Source organism: Flagellimonas sp. ABD4_174 (assembly GCF_056160185.1).
Window position 1 is genome coordinate 1,464,388 of the sequence record NZ_JBSWWP010000001.1, and the last position, 24,589, is coordinate 1,488,976.

The following is a 24,589-nucleotide window of genomic DNA, read 5'->3' on the forward strand; positions in this document are numbered from 1 at the left end:
ACCATGAACAAATTAACCATCCTATTACTTTTACTGGCTCTATCTGCCTGTAAACAAAGCACAAAAACCAAAGAGATCCAAACGCCGGTAAAGCAAGTGGTCTCCGAACCCGAAGCAAATTACCCAGAGGCCCTAGCAAAGGTTTTCGATGCGCATGGAGGACTAGAGCAGTGGAAAGCGCAACGTACATTGTCTTTTGTTCTTCCAAAACCAGACCGGCCAGAAACGCATACAGTAGATTTATGGACAAGAATGGATCGAATCGATACCGATGTTGTGACCATGGGCTTTGACGGAGAGCAAGCATGGTTGTTGGATAGCGATGAAAACTACAAGGGAGATGTAGGCTTCTATCATAATTTAATGTTCTATTTCTATGCGATGCCCTTTGTTTTGGCAGATGATGGTATCGTGTATTCGGAAACCGAGGATTTGCAATATGGGGGCAAAAGTTATCCTGGGGTTAAGATCGGGTATAAGAATGGGGTTGGTGCCTCATCTAAAGATGAGTATTTTATCCATTTTGATGCGGACACATATAAAATGACCTGGTTGGGCTATACGGTGACCTATCGTTCTGGGGAGAGCTCCGATAATGTGAGATGGATAAATTATAACGATTGGCAATCCGTAAATGGTTTGCAATTGCCCAGGGCAATTACCTGGTATAAACATGAGGGAGATACTATTTTAGAGCCTGCAAGTACCGTAAGTTTTGAGGAAGTTACATTAAGTGAGCAAGTAAAGCCTGCATCATTTTACTTCAAACCGGATGAAGGCCAATATGTGGATGTAAAATTGAATTAAAAAAAAGGCGCTCATTTGAGCGCCTTTTTTATTTGGTTTATTGTCCTGTTTTTTCCCTATCGTATTTATCCATATATCTTTTCCATAATTCAGTTTGGTGTGTTTCCAAGGAAACGTCCCTACCATCAATATATGCTTTGGAAAGTTTATTGGTGCGCATGTCCAACGCATCCCCTTCGGAAATGAACAAAGTGGCGCTCTTGCCTTCCTCTAAGGTCCCGTACCTGTCATCGATCCCTAAGATCTTAGCTGTGTTGCCTGTAATCAATTGAAGTGCTGTTTCTTTGTCCAGGCCTTGCGCTACGGTTTGGCCTGCATAAAATGCAAGATTCCTGGTTTGGAAATTGGCCGCGTCCTCATTTTGTAATCCCACTAGCAGTCCTGCATCCAACAATAGTTTTGGCAATTTGTACGTGATATCGTAATCGTCGTCATCAAAATTGGGCAGGGAGTGGGTACGACCTACAAGCACAGGAATGTTGTGTGATTTTAACAGGTCGGCAATTTTATTGGCTCGGTATCCGCCAATGATCACCACATTTTTAACCCCCATGTCCTTGGACAACAAAACTGCATCTGTAATCTCCTTTTCACCATCGGCATGTATATAAAGGCGTTGAGACCCATCAAATAGTCCTTGCATGGCTGCAAACGGTAGGTTTTTCTCTTTTCCGCCTGCTTTGCCATAAGCAATGGAGTTAAGAAAGAACATTTTTATGTCCTCCATCTCCTTGCCATACTCTTTATTGGGGATAAACCCTCTTTCTTCGCCCATCCACCATCGGCCTCTTCTAAAAAAGTTAGGCCAGTTCAAATGGATTCCATCATCTGTTTTAATGGAGGCGTCCTCCCAGTTCCATGCATCGAACTGAACAATGCTTGAAGTGCCGGAGATGGTTCCCCCCTGAGGGGTGACTTGTCCGATCAATACACCGTTGGGACGCATACTTTCCACTACTTGAGATTCTGCATTATAGGCAATTATGCTCCGTACATGCGGAATCATTTCACCTATTTCATCTTGATCATCACTGGCCCTAACGGCATCGACCTCTACCAGTCCGAGTGATTTGGACGGAGCAATAAAGCCAGGGTATACGTGTTTGCCTTCGGCATTGATCATGGTGCCTATCGTTGGAACCATAAGATCGGCACCAATGGCGGTGATTTTACCATCTTTGAAAACTATGGTACAGTTTTCAATAACCTCTCCATTGCCAATATGGGCCGTAGCACCGATTATGGCTATTTGTTCGGATTGAGGAGGAGCTGGGGTTTGCTGAGCGTTTAGCGACGCCCCAAAAACAATTGCTATGATTAAAAATATTTTTTTCATGATTTACTTTTTAAAGGCTGTCACAGTGAAACTCTCTTTTCTTGTTCTGAACCGGAGTACGTGTTTTACCTCCATTATTTTTTTCGTTCAGCATCATTCCAATCAATTGGTTACGTTCCTTTTTGATGGAGTCCCTCATTTGCTTGTCTTTTTCAATATCAAAATAGACTTTACCTTGTATCAAGGTTTTTTCTGCCTTGGCATATACGGACAAGGGGTGGTCGCTCCAAAGTACAACATCAGCTTCTTTACCTTCGGCAATACTTCCTACACGATCATCCAAGTGAAGTAATTTTGCTGGGTTCAAGGTTACGGTTTTCCATGCTTCAATTTCGGACAACCCTCCATACTTTACTGCCTTTCCAGCTTCTTGGTTCAATCTTCTGGACATTTCGGCATCATCACTGTTTATGGCCACGGTAACACCTTGGCTCATCATTATGGCGGCATTGTGTGGTATGGCGTCTTTTACTTCGTACTTGTATGCCCACCAATCGCTGAACGTTCCACCACCGGCACCGTGCTCTGCCATTTTATCAGCTACTTTGTAGCCTTCCAAAATGTGGGTGAAGGTGTTAACGCGGAAACCGAATTTCTCGGCCACTTTCATCATCATGTTGATTTCGCTCTGAACGTAGGAGTGGCAAGAGATGAATCGTTCCCCGTTCAAGATTTCTGCCAGGGTTTCCATTTCTTCATCATGGCGATAGGGTTGACCACTTTTTTTCTTTTCGTCATATTCTTTGGCGCGCTGAAAATAATCGGTGTACACCTGTTCAACTCCCATTCTGGTTTGTGGGAAACGGGAGTAACTGCCCCAGTTGGATTGTTTTACGTTTTCCCCCAAGGCGAATTTTATGAACTTTGGTGAGTTTTCGAACACCATATTATCGGCACTTTCGCCCCATTTTAAACGAAGAATCGCAGATTGTCCGCCAATGGGGTTGGCAGAACCATGCAGCAATTGGGCAGTGGTCACTCCTCCGGCCAAATCGCGGTATATGGCTACATCTTTGGCATCGACTACATCTTCCATTCGGACTTCGGCAGAGGAATTTTGACCTCCTTCGTTTATGGCCAAGGCCGCAATATGGGTGTGTTCGTCGATAATACCGGCTGTAAGGTGCTTGCCTGTGGCATCCACAACGGTAGCTCCTCCGGCACGAAGCCCTTTACCTACCTTATCTATTTTACCATTTTTTACAAGTACATCGGTGTTTTCCAAAATTTCTTCCCCGGTCCAAACGGTTGCGTTTTGGAAAAGGATGTTCTCTTGCTTCGGTTTTTCTTTGTAACCATAACCTACATTTGGGGAGGTCATGGCTATCAATTGTGGTTTTTCTGCTGCTTCATTGCCCTTGGATTTTTCTTCAAAGGGTGAAGTTTTTGTCAATGTGGCCATTGTTTCGTTCCCATTGGGATTTACAACGCTTCCTTTAATGGTTTGGGTGTTCGGCTCAATGTGGGCTACCATTCTGTAGGATCCCATATTGTCCTCACTAAAGGAAATGTTCACCCAATCCGAGGAATAATCAATTTTGGAATCTAAGGTTTCCTCCCCTTTTTTAATTTCCAAAGAAGGCTTGCTTGCACTACCGGTAATGGAAACCGTGTATGTGTTTCCTGAAACTGAGAGATTATAGTCTCCACGAATATCGATGATATCCATGTTTTCGATTACGTTTTTAGACCCTTGGACCCAGTTTTCGTAAAGGGTGGTTCCCTTGTCGAATATATCTCCGGAGGTAATCAGGAAATTGGCCTGACTACCGGCTTGCAATGAACCAATTTCGTTGGATTTGCCCAAAATCTGAGCGGGTACGGTGGTCAGCGCCTCGAGTGCCTTGGTCTTGGGTAGGCCGTAAGCAATGGCTTTCATTAGCTTCTCCTTTAATTCTTTTGGAGACTTAAGGCCATGCGTTGTAATGGAGAACTCTACACCCATATCGTTCAGAACTTTGGGGTTGGTAGGTGCTAAATTCCAATGTCTCATATCCTTTAGGGCAATGTACTTAGCTTCGAACGGGTCGGAAACATCAAAGGCATCCGGGAAATTTAGAGGAAGAATCAACTTGGCATTGGTAGCTTTGATTTCATCAATATATTCGTATTCGTCTCCACCGCCCAAGATAGTGTATTGAATTCCAAAGAGGTCCCCGATTTTGTCGGCCCGCAAAACGTTGCCCTGATCTCCGGCAGCATAGATTTGGGTCATTCCCTTATTGGCGATCAATGCTTCCAAGGAACGATCTTTGGTATCTACATTTCCTTTGCTGTACCAATCCATGTCGTAATACAGTTGGCGCATCAATGCCATGGCTCCCATCAAAGAACCTGGGTAGGATTGTCTGGAGGCTTGACTTTTCTTAAAGGAGAAATATTGTGCGGATCTATCGGAAAGAATTCGTTGTGCTTCGGAAGCTTCGTCATTCAGTGCGACCAAAAGACCTGTGCCTCTTGCGATTCCATCTTCAATATGGGTGTTGATGGTTCCAAAACCAGCATCCCTCAATTCTTTGGCCTGTTTGGCATCGTACTTAAAGTTGTTGATGGCATCATTTTCTGGCATTATATGGTCGTTCCAGTAAAAACCTTCCCTGGACGGACCGTACTGTGCGGACCTGCCCCCACCGTTCGCCTTTGCTGGAAGCTTGACGCCGAATCCAGAAAATACATCGATAAATGACGGATAAATGGATTTTCCGCTCAAATCCTCTATGACCGCATTTTTAGGAATCGTCACAGATTTTCCCACTTGTACTACTTTACCATTTTGAATCAGTAAAGTACCATTGTTGATGATTTGTGTGGGAGTAACGTAGATCTTGGCATTGGTAAATGCCATGTAATTGTTGTTTTTCTTTGCTTTAACACCGTCGTTAATTGGAAAGTAATCCTGTGCAAACAAAGAAACACTGCCCATGAAGAGAAACAGGGCTAAAATTTTAAGTTTCATAAGGTTAAAATTGAATTAGTCGGATTAAAGATAACCTTTGTAGGAGTACTCTACAAGTTTCAATCTTGCATGGAATGCTGTTTTTTATAATTGACCATAAGCCCAACGACCGAGTTGTAACTTTTTATACCCTCCTTTTGGTTGTTTACCTTTAAAAAAGTGTTGAACACGGATTTGAACAATGGCTCGAAGGGATTTTTATATTTTTCCCAGAATATCCGCAATTCATTAAAATTTTCCTTGACCCCAAGGTTAATGCTCGCCACAACCTCTTTGTATTTTTCTTCGTCTTTGTAATATAGATCGGATAAGCAGTAACCCAAAGCATGATTGTAAGCTGAATACTTGAAATAAGGGTCGTTACTGTGGGAAGTGACCAAAAAGCCTATAAAATTGGTGGCGTCCTCCGCTGAATATCCCAATTGGTGGCCAACTTCGTGACAACTAATTGTGGGCAGCCTAAATTTTGGGGTGGCTCCGTTCACTTGTGCCTCGTTGGTAAATGGATTTAAATATCCGCCGTAACCCATATATGTGAGGGGTATACTGTAAATGGACGATTTTAAACTCAAGTGTCTGTGTTTAAAATCGGGATACTGTTTTTCAAATTTGGTGTAAGCTTCTTCGGTTTTGGAAAAAATCTGTTTTTTGGTGTAGGGGATATGTACCGGTGAAATTGTATCCCCTGTTAACTCCATCTGGTAATGATTTGCTTTTTTTGCAATAAAATGGGTGAAATTGACCAATTCATCCACCGTATATTCGCGTTCTATTCCAAATTTATGGTCAATCGGTTGGCGATGATAGTTCATTCCCCATAAAAAATGAAAGGCAAAATAGACTAAGGAAATCACCACCAAAATGTCCTTTAGAAAGACCAAAGGTTTCTTTTTGATGTGTTTCCAGTGTTTAAAAAGATACCTTACGGCCATAAATGTAAATGCAGTGTACAGCACATCTCCAAAAGAGAATGGAATCCAACCGAACAGCGTTCTCAGAGCAATGGAAATATATGGGTAGATTCCATTGCTGTAATATTCTTCAATAAACGAAGGAAAGTTGCTCAACCATTTTACCTGCAGAATCTGTATCGGCAGGGCAATGGCAATTATGGTCTTTGTTTTTTGTCTCATCTAAAAATGAAGCAATATATGGCATAAAAAAGCCGCACGGAAAAGTACGGCTTTTTGATCAATATTTGAATGGTCTTATTTATTCTATACCGACCACCTCAATGTCGAAGACCAAAGTTGAGCCACCAGGGATGGGGCCATAGTCGTTGTCACCATATCCCAAATGTGGGGGGATGAACAAACGGAGCTTATCGCCGACCTTCATGGTCAACAATCCTTCACGGAAACCAGCGGCAAGCTGCGCGTCGGGACTGTAATCCATTGGGAAAGGTAGGTAGCCTCCCTGGTCTCTTCTGCCCGGGTTCAACTGGTTGAAATCCATTGCTATTTTTTCAATATTGGTATCGAACAATTCTCCATTGAACAACCACCCAGCATAATTGACCAATGCTTTTTGGCCTATTTTCGGTTGTTCCCCGTTACCTTCTACCAAGGTCAACATGCGCAGTCCGCTGGAGGTTTCTTCGGCTTCTTCGAATTGCTCCGCAAACTGAATGGCCAAATCTTCTTTCATTTTTATAAATGCAGCCTCTGCTTCTTTGGCTTCCTTGAAATAATCGGTCAAGACCTGAATGGCATCAAATTGTCTGGCTTCTTTCCCATTTCTAACAATTTCCACGTGGTTCATAACAACATCAGTGGTTGGTCTGTCACTTGCTCCGGTTTCCACATTTGCAATGCTGTCCACAACATCCATTCCTTTGACCACTTCGCCAAAAACGGTATGCTTGTTATCCAGCCATGGTGTTTCTTTATGGGTGATAAAAAACTGGCTACTGTTCGTTTTTGGCCCTCGGTTGGCCATGGATAGTATCCCTTTTTTGGAGTGGCGCAGGGAATCATTGAACTCATCTTTAAAAGTGTATCCAATATTTCCACTTCCGGTTCCGGTGGGATCACCACCTTGAATCATGAAATCTTTGATCACCCTGTGGAAAACTATACCGTCATAGAATTTTTTGTCCTTGTATTCATCATTAACATAGGGGTTTTTACCTTCTGCCAGGGATACAAAGTTGGCCACGGTTACCGGGGTTTTTTCAAACTCCAACTGAATAATAATATCTCCTTTGGTGGTTTGGATGTCGGCAAAGATACCATCGCCCAAATCGGCATATTTGCTCGATTTGCAACCTATGATCACTAGGAGGAACAGGGGGATGATGTAAATTAATTTCTTCATGGTCTATAAATTTAATTTAAACTGTCGTTAGCTATTATAATTGTGTGTAATTCCACTGATGATTTGAGGGGTGTTTTTGGACCTATAGCTTTATTGTCCCCCTGATACCCAAAGGCCATTGGTGATGGGAACAAAAACGTAACCTTTTCGTTGATCTTTAAAAGCTTTACCGCGTTTTGAAGTCCGGGAAACAATTGTTGCTTGTCTATTACATGGGAGGTTGGCCCAATATCGCTGGCCGAGTAAATGGTGTCGTTGTCGAGGGTCATTAAATTGTAGGAGAACAGAATCTGGTCTCCCGTTCCGGGTAAATAGGTGGCCGTATCGTTTTTGCTCTCATAATAATACCAAAACCCGTTGGGACTGGATACATACTCGTTGGCCGTGTCTTTGGCGATAATGGCCTGAATCGTTTTTTCTTCTTCTGCCAAGAGCTTTTTTGTACGCTCAATGGATTCTTTAAAGAAACTTCCGGATTTAACCTCGACCGGTCTTCTTGGTTCTGGGCCTTGGCACCCAACAAAGATGGCAACTACAAGTACGGTTAGGAAAATTCTCATGGGTTTAATTGGTCTTTATAACTTTTCAAAATTGTATTGAATTTGGATAAGGTTTCCTCCATGTTGGTTTCGCTCCTTCCGCCTGCGGCGTTGTTGTGGCCCCCTCCGTTAAAATGTTCTCTCGCAAATTCGTTTACGGAAAAGTCACCTACCGAACGGAAAGAAATTTTTATGATGCCCTCTTCCCGGTTTTCGATAAAAATCACGGCAAAAACAATACCTTCCAAAGTTAAGCCATAATTTACAAAGCCCTCGGTATCACCTTTTTTAAAATCGTGTTGGTCCAGTTCGTCTTGGGTCAAGGTAATGTAAGCGGTACGGTAATCGGGCAAAATCACCATATTGCTCAATGCAACGCCCAAAAGGTGCAAGCGCGAAGGTGAATTGGTATCAAAAACTTCTTGGTGGATGGCCATATTGTCCGCCCCTTTATCTATAAGGTCAGCTACTACACGATGGGTTTTGCTGGATGTGGAACGGTACTTAAAAGAACCGGTGTCCGTCATTATGCCAGTATATAGATTAGTGGCGATATCTGCATCAATACCGTTGGTCTCCCCTAAAAAATCTATAAAGTTGTATACCATTTCGCAGGTAGAGCTCATGGTCACATCGGAATAGGTAACCATGGCGTAATCGCTAGGTTGTTGGTGGTGATCGATCATTATAAAATCGGCAGTGGCCTCTTGCAGGGCCGATGCCATTTGTCCAACCCGGGAAAAGTCGTTAAAATCCAAGGTGAAAATTACGGAGGCATTTTCAATGGCTTCTTTGGCCTTTGGGTTTTCCCGTTCAAAATTGATGACTTCGTCGTTCCCTGGCATCCATTTTAAAAATTTTGGATAGTCGTTAGGGGAAACAACACGGACATTGTGTCCTTTGGTCTTTAAAAATCCGCTTAGCCCCAAGCACGATCCCATAGCGTCGCCATCTGGGTTTCTATGGGGTACGATTACGATGTTCTGAGGTTGGGAAAGAATGGATTTTACTGTCGTGATATCCGCTGAATTCATGCGGCCAAATATACAATAATATAATATAGAGGTAACTTGGTTAATGTGTATTTTTGATGGATTAAAATTACTTCATGAAACATTTTCAAATTTTATTGGCCGCGGTAATTCTTTTTGCATCCTGTAAAAAGAAGGAGGAAAAAAAGGATGAAACCCAAGAAACCCCGACCATCGATTTTGTGGTTGCCTTTGGTTCTTGCAATATGTCACAAGAACCAAATCCTTTTTGGGACGATATTTTGGCAGAAAAACCAAATGTTTGGATCTGGGGCGGCGATATTGTGTACGCGGATACGGACGATGTGGACAGATTGAGAACTATATATGCCATGCAGGATACGGTTCCGGGATATGCAAAATTAAAAAAAGAGGTTCCTATAATCGGAACATGGGACGATCACGATTTTGGTCTAAACGATGGGGGTGCGGAGTTTGCCATAAAGGCAGAGAGTCAGCAAGTGTTCCTCGATTTTATGGGTGTGCCCAAAGAGAGTGAACGGAGAAACCGTGAGGGCGTATATGCGGCGCACGAATACAAGGTAGAGGCTGGAAAAGTAAAAGTGATCGTATTGGATACCCGATATTTTAGAAGCGAACTGCTAAAAAGCGAAGATACCAATAAAAGGTACCGACCAACGATGGATTCCACGGCAACCGTACTGGGGAGTGCACAATGGCAGTGGCTGGAAAACGAGCTCAACGAGTCCGATGCCGATTTTAACCTGATCATGTCCAGCATTCAGGTGCTTTCCGGCGAACATGGTTTCGAATCTTGGGGCAACTTTCCTTTGGAAGTTGAGAAATTGGAGAACATAATTGTACGGTCCGGCGCAAAGGGAGTTATCATTTTATCCGGAGATCGACATATTTCAGAATTCTCGAAAACCGCTGTTTCCGGACTTTCTTACCCATTGATAGATTTTACCAGTAGTGGACTTACACATTCCTATGCTAGCTTTGACGGAGAGCCGAACCAACATAGGGTAGGAGAGGTGGTTTCGGATAAAAGCTATGGAATCATCAACCTAAATATTAAAAAAATGGAGGCTGAGTTTAAGATTATGGGAGATAACGGGTCAGTGCTCCAAGAGTTAAAACAAAGCTATTGAGCCTTGTACCTTGGTCGAAAAAGTGTAAGTTTGCGCAAAATTTAAAAAATGACTGGAAATAGAACATTTACCATGATTAAGCCTGATGCCGTAGAAAATGGGTATATCGGGGCAATTTTGGATAAAATTACGGCTGCCGGATTTAAGATTGTGGCCATGAAATACACACAATTGAGCAAAAGGGATGCCGAAATATTCTATGCCATCCACAAGGAGCGTCCATTTTTTGGCGAATTGGTGGAGTTTATGACTAGGGGTCCCATTGTGGCGGCCATTTTGGAAAAGGACAATGCGGTGGACGATTTCCGTGCTTTGATAGGGGCAACCAACCCAGAGGAAGCAGCAGAAGGAACCATCCGTAAACTGTACGCTGCCAGCATCGGAGAAAATGCCGTTCACGGTTCCGATAGTGATGAAAATGCCGCTATCGAAGGGGCTTTCCACTTTTCAGGAAGGGAAATCTACTAGTTTAAATACAACATTGATATAAAAAAAGCCACCTGAAAAAGGTGGCTTTTTTGTTTTTTAGTTGATCACCGTAAAACCAATTTTTTAACCAGTTCCTTTCCCATTTCCTCATTGATCATTTTAATGATCTTGCTCTTGCCCAAGCTCAATTCTTCCCGAAGTACGGAGGAGGAAAGAGAAACAAACAAAGTTTCATTTTTAAGCTCAACGGCAGTGGTGTAATTGTTTACCCCGTTTCCCATCAAGTTGGTCCATGCCTCCCTGGCGTTCACCTTATCCATTCCCTTTTGGAGCTTGTTCTCTTGGATAAACTCGTTCAGCGCTTCGCTGAGTGGAATATGTGAACTGTGTCTCTTGGCCATTATTGGGGAATTTTAATGGGTTCGAACCGTTTATATTTATAGGTAATGCCTTCTTGGTTGGTTACCGAAAACGAAAGGGAATCCAATTGTACCAGTTTTTCTTCCCACTCGCTCAAAGGGGTGGAATAGTGTAAAATTACTGATTCGTTGGCGTTCGATATTTGAAAGCTTTCTACATCTTTTGTTGTGTCGTAGGTGCCATCAAATTGCGGTTTCATTTTTTTACGATATCCTTGGTCATCATTTACTTGGATGAAATCTATGTTCGGATTGATGCCATATTCCTTTACGGAACCATCGGGGAAAATTACTTCTGAAATTTCCCAATAGCCGTTCAAGTGGTGCAAATCCTCTTTGTTTATGGAAGAATCCGCACACGCCCAAAACATAATGATCAATACAATGGAAAGGATTCGTTTCATACTATCACAAGTTAAATATTTTATAGCTCTGATGAATATTTTTAACAACGCTTTCTGTTCTATCCGCATGGGTGTCGCTAATAAAAATCTGACCAAAATTGTCGTTTTTAACCAAGCCAACAATATGTGCTACGCGATTTTCGTCCAATTTGTCAAAAATATCATCCAATAATAGAATGGGGGTGGTGTCCGCCAATTGCTTTATAAAATGGAACTGTGCCAATTTTAAGGCGATCAAAAAAGACTTTTGTTGTCCCTGACTTCCAAATTTTTTGATGGGGTGACCGGCAATGGTGAAATTAAGATCGTCCTTGTGCACCCCGACCGAAGTGTATTGTAGTGCACGGTCTTTTTCAATATTACTTTCCAAAAGGGATAAAAGGGAGGTGTTGCTCAACTGACTTTCGTAGGCAAGATTTATTTGTTCGTCCTTTTCCGAGATATTTTGGTATTGCTCCTTAAAAATGGGCAGAAAAGAATTAATGAATTCAACCCTTTTTTGATGGATTTCCGTTCCCAAGGAATACAACTGTTCGTTGTAAATACTCAAGGTGTCCTGGTCGAACGTACGGTTGGCAGCAAAGTATTTTAATAGCGAGTTTCGCTGTGATACAACTTTGTTGTACTTAATGAGGTTTTGCAGATACACTTTGTCCGATTGGGATATAACGCCATCCATAAACTTTCTTCTGGTGTCGCTCCCTTCTAAAATTAGGTCGCGATCCGATGGGGAAATTATCACAAGTGGTAAAAAACCTATATGTTCGGAGAACTTCTCATAAGGTTTGCCATTGCGCTTTATCACTTTTTTTGTGCCTTTTTTAAAGGAGCAGAGTATTTTTTCCGTTCTGCTGTTTTTCTCAAACTCACCTTCGACCACAAAAAAATCGGTATTGTGTTTTATGTTTTGGGTGGACACGGGATTAAAGTAGCTTTTCCCAAAACACAAATGGTAAATTGCATCCAAAACATTGGTCTTTCCCACACCGTTATCGCCCACCAAACAATTGATCACAGGGTCGAAATCCAGTGTTTTGGAATCAAAATTTTTGTAATTGACTAAGGATAAATGTCTTAAAAACATAAAAAAATAGAGAAACAATTCGGAATTAAAAGGTGGCCCCTTAAAAAAGGGAATTCAAAAATAACGAATAAATTACCTTTTGGTTTTGGATAAAAACTTTATTTTTGCGCGACCAATTAAATGATGGATGGCAACATACAAGAAGAGAGGCTTTAAGCCAAAAAATAAGGAAGAGGAAGCTCAGATAGAAGAACACGACAGCACAACGGCCGAAGTTTTTAATACTTTGGACGAGAGCGCTTCCAAAACCGAAGCATGGGTTCAAAAGAACCAAAACTATATTTTGGGCGTAATTGGCGTAATTGCGGTGGGAGTTTTGGCCTACTTGGGTTACCATCAATTTATCCAGAACCCAAAAGAAGCGTCAGCAGCGAACGAGCTTTTTTATCCACAACAATATTTTGACCAAGCTTTGGCAAGTGAAACCGAGAAAGATTCGTTGTTCACCCTTGCACTGAACGGAGCACAAGGTAAATATGGTTTTTTGGATATTATCGAAGAGTATAGTGGTACCAAGGCCGCCAATCTTGCCAAATATTCGGCGGGCATGACCTACCTTAACCTTAAACAGTACGATCAAGCGGTTGCTCAATTGGAAGGTTTCTCTTCTGATGATGATATTATGGGCGCCATGGCCAAAGGGGGTATTGGAGATGCTTTTTCCCAGTTGAACCAGCAAGAAGACGCTTTGGATTATTACGAAAAAGCCATTGCACATAGCGATAACGAATTTACAGCACCAAGATTTTTGCACAAAGCGGGTATTGTTGCATTGGACTTGGGGGACAAAAGCAAAGCTTTGGAATATTTTGAGCGCATTAAAGAAGAATACCCGAACTCTCAAGAAGCCAATAACGTGGATGCCCTGATTGGATTGGCACAAAACTAAACCATGGCCACAGAGAACAAAAACTTGTCCGTTTACGATAAAAATAAAATCCCAAACGCGAAGGAACTTCGGTTTGGGATTGTTGTTTCTGAATGGAACGATGAAATTACCGAAGCCCTTTACAAAGGGGCGGAAGAGGCTCTTTTGGATTGCGGTGCGCTTTCGGAAAATGTTATCCGTTGGAACGTACCCGGAAGTTTTGAGCTCACGTTCGGGTGCAAAAAAATGATCCAAACGGAAAAAGTGGATGCTATAGTTGCCATAGGCAGTGTTATCCGGGGAGAAACCAGTCATTTCGACTTTGTTTGCAGTGCTACTGCCCAGGGAATCAAAGATTTAAACCTGGCCTACGATGTTCCTGTAATTTTCTGCGTATTAACGGACGATAGCATCGAACAATCCAGAGCTAGAAGTGGTGGTAAACATGGGAACAAAGGAACCGAGGCTGCCATTGCCGCCATTCAGATGGCTGTTTTGGGCAAATAAATTCGCGCCGCTAGCACACTAATAACCTAAACATACAGGGTCTGTTAACATTTTTTGGGACTTACCGTCGACCCTTTTTTTCTAATTTGAGTACCTTTGAGATTACAGCGACAAGGATACCATGCGAAACCCTTTAAAACTTAGAAAAAACAAAAGCTTCGATTATACCCCTAGATATTACAAAGGGGAGGGGAATCCTTTTAAAATTGAGCACAGGTTGGATAAATTCCGGACTACGGCGCATTCCAACAAGGGCCTCAAGAATAAGTTTACCTCCGCAATGGACGATTTACAGAACGAAGGCGATAAGAATTTAAAGCTTCGATTTTGGGTCATTGTGGCCGTATTGGTGTTAGTGTTCCTGTTTATTATCGATTTTGACCTATCAATATTCCTAAACCCATAATGGCGGACATCATTAAACTTTTACCGGACCATGTTGCTAACCAAATAGCCGCAGGGGAGGTGGTTCAACGACCTGCCTCTGTTGTAAAGGAGCTTATGGAAAATGCCATTGATGCAGGGGCGACCGCGATAAAATTGATTATTAAGGACGGTGGTAAAACGCTTATTCAAGTAGTGGATAACGGCGTGGGAATGACCGAAACCGACGCTCGATTGTCCTTTGAGCGGCATGCAACTTCCAAAATATCCTCGGCCCAGGACTTGTTCAATTTGCAGACCAAAGGGTTTCGGGGCGAAGCCTTGGCATCCATAGCGGCAATTGCACATGTGGATATGCAAACAAGGACCAATGTCAATGAAATCGGGACACAAATAAAAATTGAAGGCAGTAAAATAGTGTCCCAAAATGTGGTCGCAACTCCAAAGGGAACCTCCATTTCCGTTAAAAACCTGTTTTTTAATATTCCCGCCAGGCGTAATTTTTTAAAATCCAACCAGGTAGAACTCCGGCATATAACGGATGAATTCCAACGTGTGGCCATGGTTCATCCGAATATCGAGTTCCATTTTTATAATAATGGTTCGGAAATCTTTAATCTTCCCATTACAAAGCCCCGACAACGTATAGTACATATTTTTGGCAGTAAAATGGAAAATCGATTAGTGCCAGTAAACGAGGAGACCGAAGTGGTTAAAGTTTCCGGCTTTATCTGTAAGCCCGAATTTGCCAAAAAAAGTAGGGGGGAACAGTTCTTTTTTGCCAACAACCGATTTATTAAGAGCCCTTATTTGCACCATGCCGTTGTGGCAGCTTTCGAAGGTTTGATCAAATCCGACACTTATCCCGGCTACTTTTTGTATTTGGATGTTGATCCATCTTCTATCGACATCAACATACACCCCACTAAAACAGAGGTAAAGTTTGATGATGAGAATACGCTGTATGCCATTTTACGGTCTACCATAAAGCATAGCTTAGGGCAATTTAATGTGGCACCAGTTTTGGATTTTGATCACGATCCAAACTTGGATACCCCTTATTCCTACAAAGAAAAGGGCGCTATAATCCCAAAAGTAACCGTGGATGCCGCATTTAATCCTTTTGAAGAAACTGCGACACAAAGAAGTAATGGGGGCGGAAGTTTTCGAAAACAGAGTGCCAAAGGTTGGGAAGACCTCTACGAAGGGCTTGGTCATCAGAGCGATCAAAATACCTTTAGCAGCATTGTGATCGAATCCGAAAGTGAAGAACAGGGAACCTTATATTCCAGTGAAGAGGTTGAGGAGCATTTGGCCAGCACCTTTCAATTGAGAAGGAAATATGTAGTGAGCACGGTGAAATCGGGAATGCTGGTAATTCATCAAAATAGAGCGCACGAGCGTGTTCTTTTTGAAAAGTTTTTAGGCGAGATCACGGTAAAAGAAGGCGTAAGCCAACAATTGTTGTTTCCATTGGAACTAACGTTCAATCAACAAGAATTAACGGTGCTCAAAGAAATTCATGAAAGCCTGACAAACATTGGTTTTGCTTTTCAAAGTTTGGACGAGGAAACTGTAAAAGTGACAGGCGTGCCCATGATGGTTCCCGAAAGTGGAATTGGCATGGTATTGGACCGTTTGATTGCGGATTATACGGAAGGTTTTGCTGATGGTTCCATTTCGCAGGCAGAGATGTTGGCCAAGGCACTGAGCAGGAACTTGGCCGTTAAAACAGGGAATGTTTTGGACCAAGAATCGCAATTAATGTTGGTGAACAATCTTTTTGCATGCAAGGAACCAACTTTGAGTCCTTTTCAAAAAATAACATATACCATTATCTCCGAAGGGGATATTGATAAAAAATTCAATTAGATGGGTAGACTTACCGAAGCAGTAAAACATATTTTGATCATTAACGTGATCATGTTTTTTGCTACATACTTATATGGGGACCAAATGTACCAATGGATGTCGCTCTGGTTTCCAAAAAATCCAAATTTTGAATGGTGGCAAGTGGTTACCCATATGTTTATGCACGGTAACCTAATGCATATTTTGTTCAATATGTATGCCCTGTGGGCCTTTGGAACGCCCCTGGAGCAGATATGGGGAAAAAGCAAGTTTCTCTTTTTTTACTTTTCGGCCGGTTTGGGATCGGCAGCATTACATACAGGTGTCAATTACTACCTTTTTACCGAAGGAATGAATGCTTTGGAAGGTGCAGGTATTGCCAGAGCTCAGATTTTGGATATTTTGGCCAATGGTCAATATAGCCCTAGTTGGTACGATATTGCAGGGAAAAGTACCATTGAAAGCATGTTAACGGCCTTTAACACCCCAGCAGTGGGTGCATCCGGGGCAATTTATGGTATTTTGGTGGCCTTTGCCTTTATGTACTCGGAAGCCAAACTGATGCTCATTTTTTTGCCCGTGCCGATAAAGGCAAAATACTTTGTTCCGATATTGATCGCTGTGGACTTGATTTTTGGTATTGGCAACGTGAACACCGGAGTGGCCCATTTTGCCCATATCGGTGGAGCATTGATAGGATTTTTAATGATGTGGTACTGGAAAAAAAACCAATTTAACAATAATCGTTGGGATTGATTTATGATGAACGGAGGACTTAGATATCAGTTCGCTAGACTGAACATAGCAGAAAAACTGATTGCCATCAATATACTTATTTTTATTGTTGATGGACTTTCGGGGGCATTGTTCGGCAAAACGTTTTCGCACTGGTTTCATTTGCCCAAGGATTTTTTTGAGTTTTTGGTGCAACCCTGGTCCTTGGTGACCTACTCTTTTTTTCATGCCGGCTTGGGACATATTTTTTGGAATATGATCGTGCTGTATTTTGCCAGCAGAATATTTCTGAATCTTTTTGATGCACAAAGATTTATCAATGTGTATTTTTTGGGGTTAATGTTGGGCGGCATGCTATTTCTATTAAGCTACAACGTTTTTCCGACCTTGATCAACTCCAACACGGCTTTGATCGGTGCCTCGGCCGGTGTGAACGCTGTTTTGATCTTTGTGTGCGCCTATTTGCCCAACCAGGAGGTTCGTCTAATTTTCTTTAATATTAAATTATGGTATATCGGCGCGGCTTTGGTGATCAAGGATTTGGTGCTGATCGGAATGGGAGAGAATATTGGTGGGGGAATGGCCCACTTGGGCGGTGCATTTTTAGGCTATATGTATGCACGACAGTTATATAAAGGAAATGATATAGGTGCTGGTTTTTTCAAATTTAGACAGTCTATCATGGACCTTTTTAAACCAAAAGAAAAAAAGGCTCCGTTAAAAACGGTCTACAAGAAAAAATCGGCGTCTCAGAATTCGGAGGCATACAATAAACAAGCTAAACAACGGAAAATAGATACGATTTTGGATAAGATCAGTAAATCGGGTTATGAGAGCCTATCCAAAGAAGAAAAGGATTTTTTGTTTAAAGCCGGCAAGGAAGATTAAATTGTGAACAACCTTTCATTTATCGATAAGATTATCTTTTTTTTAAACACCATAGCTGCCTTGGTGCTCTTAATTTCTTTGCTGCTTCCCTTCACCCCAGCAACTTTGACTTCTTCGATTGCTGTATTAAGTATTGTTGTTCCTATTACTGTTATTGTAAACGTGGCATTTTTATGCTATTGGTTGTTGAGAAAAAAACGAAATTTTCTATTGTCTGGAGTATTGATCTTGGCCTGGTACATAATGTTGGGGCCGTTTTATCATTTTTCCAATGGTGTTGATCAGTCAACTGTTGAAAATTCCCGTACAGTGTCCATAATGACATTTAATGCGAGGAGCTTTAATGAATTAGAGCAGATAAAGGAAGAAAACATAGAAAATCGAATTTATGAATTTGTATTGGAGAAAAACCCGGATATAGTGTGTTTTCAAGAGACTTTGTATGCTATGAAAGCCAATGATGCCTTGAGTCAGTACCCTTATAAATTTGTGGACTTTATTTATGGTAAACATAGAGGTAAAGTAATTCAGTCCATTTATTCAAAGTATCCGATTCTAAATATAGATTCTATAAATTTCCCCAAGAGCTATAACAATGCCATTTATGCCGATATCTTGATCAAAAACGATACTGTTAGATTGTATAATCTACATTTACAGAGCTTTAGAATAGTTCCTGGTTTAAATGCGATACAAAATCAGGAATCTGCAAAGCTCCTTAAAAGGTATAAAAATGTAATGCTTAAACAATACCAACAAGCCAAGCTTGTCCGCGAAAATATGGATGATACAAAATACACGAAATTGGTAGTTGGGGATTTTAACAATACACAATATTCCAATGTTTATCGCCTAATTCAAGGTGATATGATTGATTCTTTCTTGGAAAGCGGAAGTGGTTTTGGTCGGACCTACGATTTATGGAAACTCCCACTGCGTATCGATTATATATTGGCAGACCCTGATTTTGAGGTTGTTTCACATCAAAATTTTGATGTGAAATTATCCGATCACTATCCGGTTATGGCCACCTTGCGCTTAAAGCCTTCACATGAGTAGGCAATCTGCTATATCAGCAATAATATGAAGGAGCAGGGCAAGGCCCACGAGTCTGGTCGGTTTAAAAAAAGGCAAAAGGCTGTACACCAAAATGGCCCAAACACTATGTAATGGGTGGAATCCTATGCTGCAACGATCGGGGGCAAAAAGAGGGGTGGCCAACAAGTGATCCAAATCGATTACAATACCGGCCAAAAGTATTAAAGCAACCTTTATTTTGTTGTCTTTAAAAAAATAAAGAGCAATAAGGATTGGGACCAAAAAATGTATTCCGTAGTGGATAATGTGCCTAAGCATGTGGGTTAAGATCTAAAGGGAAGCTTTTTAGATAACTCAGGGTGTTGGTACCTTCGTTGAACAAAAGGTCCAGCACACTCAAATTGGGGATAAAATCATGGCGTTCCTCAAATACTTGTGTGTATGTTTCCATCTCCCATACCTGTTCTTTTTTGGCATTGACCAAAAAACGGGCATCAATTAGGTTTTTAGGCGCCGTTTGGTATCGATCTGTTGTTTCGTTCGGCACTTTGATTCCGATACAGTCCGCAATACAAGAAATCGTCTTTTGGTTGAAACGGAAAAGTGATTCGTCGGGTCCGGTAAAGAGTGTTTTTAGGTCATCTTCATAAAACTCGAAAAAGGGAGAGGTCCGATAGGCTGTCTCCAAGGTGCGCCAATGCTCCTTTTTCCAATTGTAGCTGTTTTCCATAACAACATCGGCATATTTTTGACGCCCTTCTTTACCGCCAACGTGTTTAATTGGGATATTGAGCATGTGTTTGCCCTTGTCCGTGGAAATATAGCAGCGATTTCTATACGTCTGTTTTTGAAAATTGTCGTGCGCTTCCCAAACAACTTCATATTGAGCAATAGCTGCAAAGGTGGCAATACTCGGAAAATAAGACGGGTGCAACAGAATTTTCAAGGAACAACAATATTAAATATTAGCTATGCTTTTTTCTTCTTTTTCTTTCTAAAGAAATCAAATACGAACCAACCTGCCAAAAGGGCAATAAAGTACCAAAAATAGGATACGGGTTCTCCACTACCTCCAACTGTGGTAAATACTCGCTCCCAGCGAATCCTCCAATTGGAAATACCTTGCCTAAAGTTATCAAAGCTCATCCAAAGGAATACGGGTTTGCCAACAATATGGTCTTCGGGCACATACCCCCAAGTCCTGCTGTCTTCGGAGTGGTCGCGATTGTCGCCCATCATCCAATAATAATCTTGCTTAAATGTGTAGCTATCGGCTTCCTCGCCATTGATCAATACTTTGTTGCCGGTAACCTTGACATCGTTGTGTTCATAATCGCGAATAATTTTTTTGTACAACGGAATGGTTTTGGAATTGATTTCTACTGTTGTACCGGCCTTGGGTATGTAAATTGGTCCAAAATTGTCGTTGTTCCAAGGATATAAATTAGGCTTTTGCGGAAATGTATTGCCACCGTACATGCCCTTAGGGTCGTTGGTTTGAACAACAGAATCAATGGCGGGATTGTTTCTTAACTCAGTAACCATGTCACTGGTTAAATTCGCCATACGTGAGCGTGGTTTTTGTTCCGACAGCGAAATCCTAAATTGCCGGATAACCTCTGTGGGTATCCCATTCTCGCTTGTGTAAAGTTCTATTTTTCCATCGTTACCTGTTTTTGCCCCGGATACGTATGGTACAAGTGCATTGTACTGTGCTTCGTTGAGGTTGGTGGCAATGTATGTTCGTAGGTAATCGGAGGCATCTACCTCTTCCAAATATCTACTGGACACCCCATTTTTGGCATAAACATCATAAACGTACATAGGTTTTGCCCTGTCCGATAACTGTAATTGCTCTCCGTTAATGTAAACATACCCGCCAATTACCTCTAACGAATCACCTGGTGTTCCAACACATCGTTTTACATAGTTGGATTTTTTATCGATGGGTTTTATAACTGCCTTTTGAGCTTTAAAGAATTGGTACAAGGTGTCCGCGGGCAAACTGAAGACCACAATATCGTTCTTCTTGACCTTTTCAAAACCGGGCAATCGCATGTAGGGCAATTGCAGTTTGTTTATCCACGAGGTTTTGTGGGTTTCTGGATTTACATCCGCCAAATAAGATCTGGTTTTTAGCACTGGCAGCGTATCGTGTACCATGGGTGCGGCCAGCGTGGTCATGGGTACTCTTGCTCCGTAATGAAACTTACTTACAAATAAGAAGTCTCCCACTCGCAAAGTACGTTCCAAAGATCCCGTAGGAATTACGTATGGTTGTATAAAATAGGTGTGCACAAATGTGGCGGCAACTATAGCAAAAACTATAGAGCTTACCCACTCGCCCAAACCTGTTTTTGGCTTTAAACTACGGTCTTTAATGTATTCCACATCTTCAGCATAGTTGATGTAATAGATGTAAAAGCCTAAGGTCAGAATTACCAACCAGGTATCCACCAACGTGTTTTTGCCAAAACTTCTTATGGTTTCGACCCACACTACAGGGAACATCAATAAATTGATTATGGGGATGAACAATAATAAAACCCACCACCATGGCCTATTTATTATTTTCATCAACACTATACCGTTATAAATTGGAATGGCCGCTTCCCAAGGTTTTCTACCTGCTTTAACATATAGTTTCCAAGTTCCTAAAAAATGGATGACCTGAATGATCAGGATAAAAATGATCCACCGTGTACCGTCCATATTAAAATATTTCTTTGTTAGACCTTTGGTCTATATTCTTGTTACGTTTTTTAGCTTAGGTTTAACACATCCCTCATGGTAAAAACGCCCTTTTTTCCTTGAATCCATTCCGAGGCAATAACCGCACCCAGTGCAAAACCTTCCCTATTGTGCGCTTCGTGCTTTATTTGGATGTTGTCCACTGCACTACCGTAGTTTACGGTGTGGGTGCCGGGTACCGTACCTTCCCGTATCGATTTTATGGGAACAATATTGTCTCCGGATTCATTTAATTTCCATTTGTTGTAAGTTGAATTTGAAATAATCCCCTCTGCAAGAGTAATTGCCGTGCCACTAGGGGCGTCCAACTTTTGGGTATGATGGATCTCTTCCATGGAAACCCTGTACTGATCTAATCCGGCCATCATTTGGGCCAGTTTCTTGTTAAGTTCAAAAAAAATATTGACTCCCAAACTAAAATTGGAAGCATAGATAAAGGCGCTCTGGTTGGCATTGCAAATCTCGATGGCATCTTCGTATTTTTCCAACCAACCTGTTGTGCCACTAATTACGGGCACTTTGTGCTCAAAACAACGGGTTATGTTCTCAAAAGCTGCTTCCGGCGTGCTAAAATCTATAGCAACATCGAATGCGGAATAATCAACTTCTTGCGAGCTATCGTTTATTTTTGCGGTTATGGTATGACCTCTATCCTGAGCAATTTGCTCGATTTTTTTTCCCATTTTACCATATCCGAACAGACCAATATTCATCAAACTAAAATTTTATGACCATAGCCATTCCATAGTTAGGCTTATTGGTAAAAGGATTAATTTCTATGTAGGGGTTAAAATCCACTGCAAGGTCATCGCTTACATTGTATTGTTTAAGGTGGGAATCCACATTGGCATCGATAATATTAAGGGCGTATAGTGCAATGCTGATCACCAAGGCCAAATCCCTGTCTCTTTGACTACTTTCCTGAGCTTCTTGCAATGCTTCGGAAGATACATCGGGTCCGCTTCCATCCCCATTGATATCATAAAATTCGTCGTCGGCAAACCCGGCAAGTCTTCTTTTAAAGGCATTTCTTGCCCTGCGATATTCTGTATTATTGAAGGAATACACATAGATACTGGTTCCCAGAGCTCCCCAAACTATTGGAGCTTTCCAATACCGTTTGTTGTATATCTGCCCCAAACCTGGAAGAATGGCAGAATAGAATGCGGCTTTACTGGGTGCCAATGGGTTGATGTTCTCTTTTTTTGTAACTTCTTCAAAAGTAACACCCTCTCCCTCCATTTTTTGGGTAAGGGAATCGGTATCTTGAGTTTTTTTCGTCCGTTCAGTTTTTTCTTCTTCTTGAGAAAAGCTGGACTGAAACATCAAAAAGGCAAAGAGCAATAAAAGGAGGTTTTTATTCACCTGTCAATAATTTTTTGATGCGCTGGAATTCTTCTTCGGAATGAAATGGTATCACAATCTTTCCTTTTCCGTTCTTCGAGGCGGTGATATCCACTTTGGTGGCCAACCGGTTCTTGATGGAATCCAAACTTTCGGAAACAAACCCGGGTACGTTCTGCGAATTTTTTTTGCTCTCGGTTGCAGTGGCTTTTGGGTTTTTGTGCGACTTTACTAATTGTTCCGTAGCTCTAACGGAAAGGCCGTCCGATACAATTTTTTCGTAGATCGCTATCTGTTCCTTTTTCTTGTCGATATTGATCAATGCCCTACCATGCCCCATGCTTATAAACCCATCTCTCATACCCGTTTGGATAATGGGGTCGAGTTTTAACAATCGTAGATAGTTGGTAATGGTGGAACGTTTTTTGCCCACACGATCGCTCAATTTTTCTTGGGTGATTTCTATTTCATCAATCAACCTTTGGTAGGAGAGTGCGATTTCGATAGGGTCAAGATCTTGTCTTTGGATGTTCTCCACCAAGGCCATCTCTAGGGATTCCTGATCGTTGGCGATGCGGATATAGGCAGGAATAGTTTCCAATCCTACCAATTTTGAAGCACGGAACCTACGTTCCCCGGAAACCAGTTGGAACTTGTTAAAGTCCAGTTTTCTAACGGTTATGGGTTGTATAATGCCCAACTCACGGATGGAACTGGCCAGTTCTTCGAGTGCTTCGTCGTTAAAATTGGAACGAGGTTGAAAAGGGTTTACTTCTATGGAATTTACATCAAGTTCCACTACATTGCCGATTACCTGATCCGCATTTTTGTCCGACACGGACTTTATATCGTTGTCCGGGTCTTTTAAAAGGGCGGACAGGCCTCTTCCCAAAGCCTGTTTTTTTGTTGCTTTCGCCATTTAAACTTTCTCCTTGTTTTTTTTCAAAATTTCGTTGGCCAAGTTAAGGTAATTGGACGCTCCTTTGCTACTGGCGTCATATTTTATGATGCTCTCCCCGTAACTTGGAGCTTCACTGAGCCTAACGTTTCTTTGGATAATGGTATCGAAGACCATATCCGCAAAGTGTTTTTTTACTTCTTCAACAACTTGGTTGGACAGTCGTAACCTGGAATCGTACATGGTCAAGAGCATGCCCTCGATGTCCAAATCGTTGTTGTGTATTTTTTGGACGCTCTTTACTGTGTTCAATAGTTTGCCAAGACCTTCCAAGGCAAAATACTCACATTGTATAGGAATCATTACGGAGTCTGCAGCCGTAAGTGCGTTCAAGGTCAATAGGCCTAGTGAGGGGGCGCAATCAATCAATACAAAATCATACTTATCGCCCAGATTTTTCAAGGCTTCTTTGAGCATGTATTCCCGATTGTCCTTGTCCACCAATTCAATCTCGATGGCAACCAAATCAATATGTGCAGGTACCAAATCTACGTTCGGTGAATCCGTAGGTATGGTCACTTCTTCAACACTCATGGTGTGTTCCAAAAGCTGATAGGTTCCTTTTTCTACAGAATCCACGTCAACACCTAAACCAGATGTTGCATTGGCTTGGGGGTCGGCATCAATAAGTAATACCTTTTTTTCCAATACACCAAGGGAGGCCGCAAGGTTTACCGTTGTGGTAGTTTTGCCTACACCACCCTTTTGGTTTGCAATTGCAATAATCTTGCCCATTTCATAGTAAGTTAGGGGCTAAAAATACGATTATTTAGGACGCAATAAAATGTAATTTGTTAACAGTGGGTGAATAAACCTAGTATTCTGCGTTAAA

The 24,589-nt window shown here is 41.7% G+C and carries 26 protein-coding genes; 10 read left to right on the top strand and 16 right to left on the bottom strand.

Going from position 1 to position 24,589, the window contains the following annotated elements; translation table 11 throughout:
- The first annotated feature begins 3 nt into the window (after positions 1 to 3).
- A complete protein-coding gene (locus tag ACXAFK_RS06525) occupies positions 4 to 807 on the top strand; it encodes a DUF6503 family protein (protein ID WP_474957182.1) in 804 nt (267 codons plus the stop codon).
- 37 nt (positions 808 to 844) lie between these two features.
- Here the strand turns inward: ACXAFK_RS06525 and ACXAFK_RS06530 are convergent, their stop codons facing one another.
- The 6 genes from ACXAFK_RS06530 to ACXAFK_RS06555 form a co-directional block, all read right to left on the bottom strand.
- Positions 845 to 2,143, bottom strand: a complete 1,299-nt coding sequence (locus ACXAFK_RS06530) for an amidohydrolase family protein (protein ID WP_474957183.1) — start codon at positions 2,141 to 2,143, stop codon at positions 845 to 847.
- 10 nt (positions 2,144 to 2,153) lie between these two features.
- Positions 2,154 to 5,099 carry an amidohydrolase family protein gene (locus tag ACXAFK_RS06535; RefSeq protein WP_474957184.1) on the bottom strand — a complete coding sequence of 982 codons (2,946 nt, stop codon included), beginning with the start codon at positions 5,097 to 5,099 and terminating at the stop codon, positions 2,154 to 2,156.
- 59 nt (positions 5,100 to 5,158) lie between these two features.
- A complete protein-coding gene (locus tag ACXAFK_RS06540; RefSeq protein WP_474957185.1) occupies positions 5,159 to 6,232 on the bottom strand; it encodes a DUF3810 domain-containing protein in 1,074 nt (357 codons plus the stop codon).
- 79 nt (positions 6,233 to 6,311) lie between these two features.
- Complete coding sequence (locus tag ACXAFK_RS06545) at positions 6,312 to 7,415, bottom strand: peptidylprolyl isomerase (RefSeq protein ID WP_474957186.1); 1,104 nt, start codon at positions 7,413 to 7,415, stop codon at positions 6,312 to 6,314.
- 11 nt (positions 7,416 to 7,426) lie between these two features.
- Positions 7,427 to 7,975 carry a gliding motility-associated peptidyl-prolyl isomerase GldI gene (gene gldI / locus ACXAFK_RS06550; protein WP_474957187.1) on the bottom strand — a complete coding sequence of 183 codons (549 nt, stop codon included), beginning with the start codon at positions 7,973 to 7,975 and terminating at the stop codon, positions 7,427 to 7,429.
- Entirely contained in the window at positions 7,972 to 8,988 is a 1,017-nt protein-coding gene (locus ACXAFK_RS06555) for a DHH family phosphoesterase (RefSeq protein WP_474957188.1), read from the bottom strand. The genes gldI and ACXAFK_RS06555 overlap by 4 nt, the downstream gene beginning before the upstream one ends.
- Positions 8,989 to 9,062: 74 nt before the next feature.
- Between ACXAFK_RS06555 and ACXAFK_RS06560 the strand changes: the two genes are divergently transcribed.
- Both ACXAFK_RS06560 and ACXAFK_RS06565 read left to right on the top strand, forming a co-directional pair.
- The gene (locus tag ACXAFK_RS06560) at positions 9,063 to 10,097 is read left to right on the top strand and encodes an alkaline phosphatase D family protein (protein ID WP_474957189.1); all 1,035 of its coding nucleotides are present in this window, start codon (positions 9,063 to 9,065) and stop codon (positions 10,095 to 10,097) included.
- Between the two features lie 48 nt (positions 10,098 to 10,145).
- A complete protein-coding gene (locus ACXAFK_RS06565) occupies positions 10,146 to 10,565 on the top strand; it encodes a nucleoside-diphosphate kinase (protein WP_163625778.1) in 420 nt (139 codons plus the stop codon).
- A 65-nt stretch (positions 10,566 to 10,630) separates the two neighbouring features.
- Here ACXAFK_RS06565 and ACXAFK_RS06570 read toward each other — a convergent pair whose 3' ends face one another.
- From ACXAFK_RS06570 to recF, 3 genes are read right to left on the bottom strand one after another with little or no spacing between them, the layout of a single operon-like run.
- On the bottom strand, positions 10,631 to 10,927 hold the full coding sequence (locus ACXAFK_RS06570; RefSeq protein WP_224835104.1) for a DciA family protein: 297 nt from the start codon (positions 10,925 to 10,927) through the stop codon (positions 10,631 to 10,633).
- Positions 10,927 to 11,349, bottom strand: a complete 423-nt coding sequence (locus ACXAFK_RS06575; RefSeq protein WP_474957190.1) for a hypothetical protein — start codon at positions 11,347 to 11,349, stop codon at positions 10,927 to 10,929. Before ACXAFK_RS06575 ends, ACXAFK_RS06570 begins: the two co-directional genes overlap by 1 nt.
- Positions 11,350 to 11,353: 4 nt before the next feature.
- Entirely contained in the window at positions 11,354 to 12,433 is a 1,080-nt protein-coding gene (recF, locus tag ACXAFK_RS06580; RefSeq protein WP_252079233.1) for a DNA replication/repair protein RecF, read from the bottom strand.
- Positions 12,434 to 12,560: 127 nt separating this feature from the next.
- On the opposite strand from recF, the gene ACXAFK_RS06585 reads away from it, so the two are divergent.
- The 7 genes from ACXAFK_RS06585 (at position 12,561) to ACXAFK_RS06615 (ending at position 18,725) form a co-directional block, all read left to right on the top strand.
- Positions 12,561 to 13,322 (top strand): tetratricopeptide repeat protein, encoded by a 762-nt coding sequence (locus tag ACXAFK_RS06585; RefSeq protein ID WP_224835101.1) that lies wholly within the window; start codon positions 12,561 to 12,563, stop codon positions 13,320 to 13,322.
- A 3-nt stretch (positions 13,323 to 13,325) separates the two neighbouring features.
- Entirely contained in the window at positions 13,326 to 13,808 is a 483-nt protein-coding gene (gene ribH / locus ACXAFK_RS06590; protein ID WP_474957191.1) for a 6,7-dimethyl-8-ribityllumazine synthase, read from the top strand.
- Positions 13,809 to 13,929: 121 nt separating this feature from the next.
- The gene (locus ACXAFK_RS06595) at positions 13,930 to 14,214 is read left to right on the top strand and encodes a riboflavin synthase subunit beta (RefSeq protein ID WP_224835099.1); all 285 of its coding nucleotides are present in this window, start codon (positions 13,930 to 13,932) and stop codon (positions 14,212 to 14,214) included.
- Positions 14,214 to 16,064, top strand: a complete 1,851-nt coding sequence (gene mutL / locus ACXAFK_RS06600; protein WP_474957192.1) for a DNA mismatch repair endonuclease MutL — start codon at positions 14,214 to 14,216, stop codon at positions 16,062 to 16,064. Before ACXAFK_RS06595 ends, mutL begins: the two co-directional genes overlap by 1 nt.
- Positions 16,065 to 16,799 (top strand): rhomboid family intramembrane serine protease, encoded by a 735-nt coding sequence (locus tag ACXAFK_RS06605; protein ID WP_474957193.1) that lies wholly within the window; start codon positions 16,065 to 16,067, stop codon positions 16,797 to 16,799.
- A 3-nt stretch (positions 16,800 to 16,802) separates the two neighbouring features.
- A complete protein-coding gene (locus ACXAFK_RS06610) occupies positions 16,803 to 17,666 on the top strand; it encodes a rhomboid family intramembrane serine protease (protein WP_474957194.1) in 864 nt (287 codons plus the stop codon).
- Positions 17,667 to 17,669: 3 nt separating this feature from the next.
- Positions 17,670 to 18,725 (top strand): endonuclease/exonuclease/phosphatase family protein, encoded by a 1,056-nt coding sequence (locus ACXAFK_RS06615; protein ID WP_293294430.1) that lies wholly within the window; start codon positions 17,670 to 17,672, stop codon positions 18,723 to 18,725.
- Here the strand turns inward: ACXAFK_RS06615 and ACXAFK_RS06620 are convergent.
- The 7 genes from ACXAFK_RS06620 to ACXAFK_RS06650 are packed head-to-tail and all read right to left on the bottom strand — an operon-like array spanning position 18,714 to position 24,492.
- On the bottom strand, positions 18,714 to 19,022 hold the full coding sequence (locus ACXAFK_RS06620) for a DUF6122 family protein (RefSeq protein WP_474957195.1): 309 nt from the start codon (positions 19,020 to 19,022) through the stop codon (positions 18,714 to 18,716). The genes ACXAFK_RS06615 and ACXAFK_RS06620 overlap by 12 nt on opposite strands.
- Positions 19,015 to 19,650, bottom strand: a complete 636-nt coding sequence (locus ACXAFK_RS06625; RefSeq protein WP_474957196.1) for a WbqC family protein — start codon at positions 19,648 to 19,650, stop codon at positions 19,015 to 19,017. The genes ACXAFK_RS06620 and ACXAFK_RS06625 overlap by 8 nt, the downstream gene beginning before the upstream one ends.
- A gap of 23 nt (positions 19,651 to 19,673) precedes the next feature.
- Positions 19,674 to 21,416, bottom strand: a complete 1,743-nt coding sequence (lepB, locus tag ACXAFK_RS06630) for a signal peptidase I (protein ID WP_474957197.1) — start codon at positions 21,414 to 21,416, stop codon at positions 19,674 to 19,676.
- A 50-nt stretch (positions 21,417 to 21,466) separates the two neighbouring features.
- Positions 21,467 to 22,168, bottom strand: a complete 702-nt coding sequence (gene dapB / locus ACXAFK_RS06635; protein ID WP_474957198.1) for a 4-hydroxy-tetrahydrodipicolinate reductase — start codon at positions 22,166 to 22,168, stop codon at positions 21,467 to 21,469.
- Positions 22,169 to 22,172: 4 nt separating this feature from the next.
- Complete coding sequence (locus ACXAFK_RS06640; RefSeq protein WP_293294440.1) at positions 22,173 to 22,820, bottom strand: DUF5683 domain-containing protein; 648 nt, start codon at positions 22,818 to 22,820, stop codon at positions 22,173 to 22,175.
- A complete protein-coding gene (locus ACXAFK_RS06645; protein ID WP_474957199.1) occupies positions 22,813 to 23,718 on the bottom strand; it encodes a ParB/RepB/Spo0J family partition protein in 906 nt (301 codons plus the stop codon). The genes ACXAFK_RS06640 and ACXAFK_RS06645 overlap by 8 nt, the downstream gene beginning before the upstream one ends.
- Positions 23,719 to 24,492: a ParA family protein gene (locus ACXAFK_RS06650; protein ID WP_224835088.1), complete on the bottom strand. Its 774-nt coding sequence runs from the start codon at positions 24,490 to 24,492 to the stop codon at positions 23,719 to 23,721.
- Positions 24,493 to 24,589 lie beyond the last annotated feature (97 nt).

Coding starts and splice junctions, on each gene's coding strand:
- ACXAFK_RS06535 (WP_474957184.1), bottom strand. CDS start 5,099: ATGAAACTTAAAATTTTAGCCCTGTTTCTCTTCATGGGCAGTGTTTCT.
- ACXAFK_RS06540 (WP_474957185.1), bottom strand. CDS start 6,232: ATGAGACAAAAAACAAAGACCATAATTGCCATTGCCCTGCCGATACAG.
- ACXAFK_RS06650 (WP_224835088.1), bottom strand. CDS start 24,492: ATGGGCAAGATTATTGCAATTGCAAACCAAAAGGGTGGTGTAGGCAAA.
- lepB (WP_474957197.1), bottom strand. CDS start 21,416: ATGGACGGTACACGGTGGATCATTTTTATCCTGATCATTCAGGTCATC.
- ACXAFK_RS06620 (WP_474957195.1), bottom strand. CDS start 19,022: ATGCTTAGGCACATTATCCACTACGGAATACATTTTTTGGTCCCAATC.
- ACXAFK_RS06555 (WP_474957188.1), bottom strand. CDS start 8,988: ATGAATTCAGCGGATATCACGACAGTAAAATCCATTCTTTCCCAACCT.
- ACXAFK_RS06575 (WP_474957190.1), bottom strand. CDS start 11,349: ATGAAACGAATCCTTTCCATTGTATTGATCATTATGTTTTGGGCGTGT.
- ACXAFK_RS06545 (WP_474957186.1), bottom strand. CDS start 7,415: ATGAAGAAATTAATTTACATCATCCCCCTGTTCCTCCTAGTGATCATA.
- gldI (WP_474957187.1), bottom strand. CDS start 7,975: ATGAGAATTTTCCTAACCGTACTTGTAGTTGCCATCTTTGTTGGGTGC.
- ACXAFK_RS06595 (WP_224835099.1), top strand. CDS start 13,930: ATGCGAAACCCTTTAAAACTTAGAAAAAACAAAAGCTTCGATTATACC.
- ACXAFK_RS06570 (WP_224835104.1), bottom strand. CDS start 10,927: ATGGCCAAGAGACACAGTTCACATATTCCACTCAGCGAAGCGCTGAAC.
- ribH (WP_474957191.1), top strand. CDS start 13,326: ATGGCCACAGAGAACAAAAACTTGTCCGTTTACGATAAAAATAAAATC.
- ACXAFK_RS06610 (WP_474957194.1), top strand. CDS start 16,803: ATGATGAACGGAGGACTTAGATATCAGTTCGCTAGACTGAACATAGCA.
- recF (WP_252079233.1), bottom strand. CDS start 12,433: ATGTTTTTAAGACATTTATCCTTAGTCAATTACAAAAATTTTGATTCC.
- mutL (WP_474957192.1), top strand. CDS start 14,214: ATGGCGGACATCATTAAACTTTTACCGGACCATGTTGCTAACCAAATA.
- ACXAFK_RS06525 (WP_474957182.1), top strand. CDS start 4: ATGAACAAATTAACCATCCTATTACTTTTACTGGCTCTATCTGCCTGT.
- ACXAFK_RS06560 (WP_474957189.1), top strand. CDS start 9,063: ATGAAACATTTTCAAATTTTATTGGCCGCGGTAATTCTTTTTGCATCC.
- dapB (WP_474957198.1), bottom strand. CDS start 22,168: ATGAATATTGGTCTGTTCGGATATGGTAAAATGGGAAAAAAAATCGAG.
- ACXAFK_RS06605 (WP_474957193.1), top strand. CDS start 16,065: ATGGGTAGACTTACCGAAGCAGTAAAACATATTTTGATCATTAACGTG.
- ACXAFK_RS06645 (WP_474957199.1), bottom strand. CDS start 23,718: ATGGCGAAAGCAACAAAAAAACAGGCTTTGGGAAGAGGCCTGTCCGCC.
- ACXAFK_RS06565 (WP_163625778.1), top strand. CDS start 10,146: ATGACTGGAAATAGAACATTTACCATGATTAAGCCTGATGCCGTAGAA.
- ACXAFK_RS06585 (WP_224835101.1), top strand. CDS start 12,561: ATGGCAACATACAAGAAGAGAGGCTTTAAGCCAAAAAATAAGGAAGAG.
- ACXAFK_RS06530 (WP_474957183.1), bottom strand. CDS start 2,143: ATGAAAAAAATATTTTTAATCATAGCAATTGTTTTTGGGGCGTCGCTA.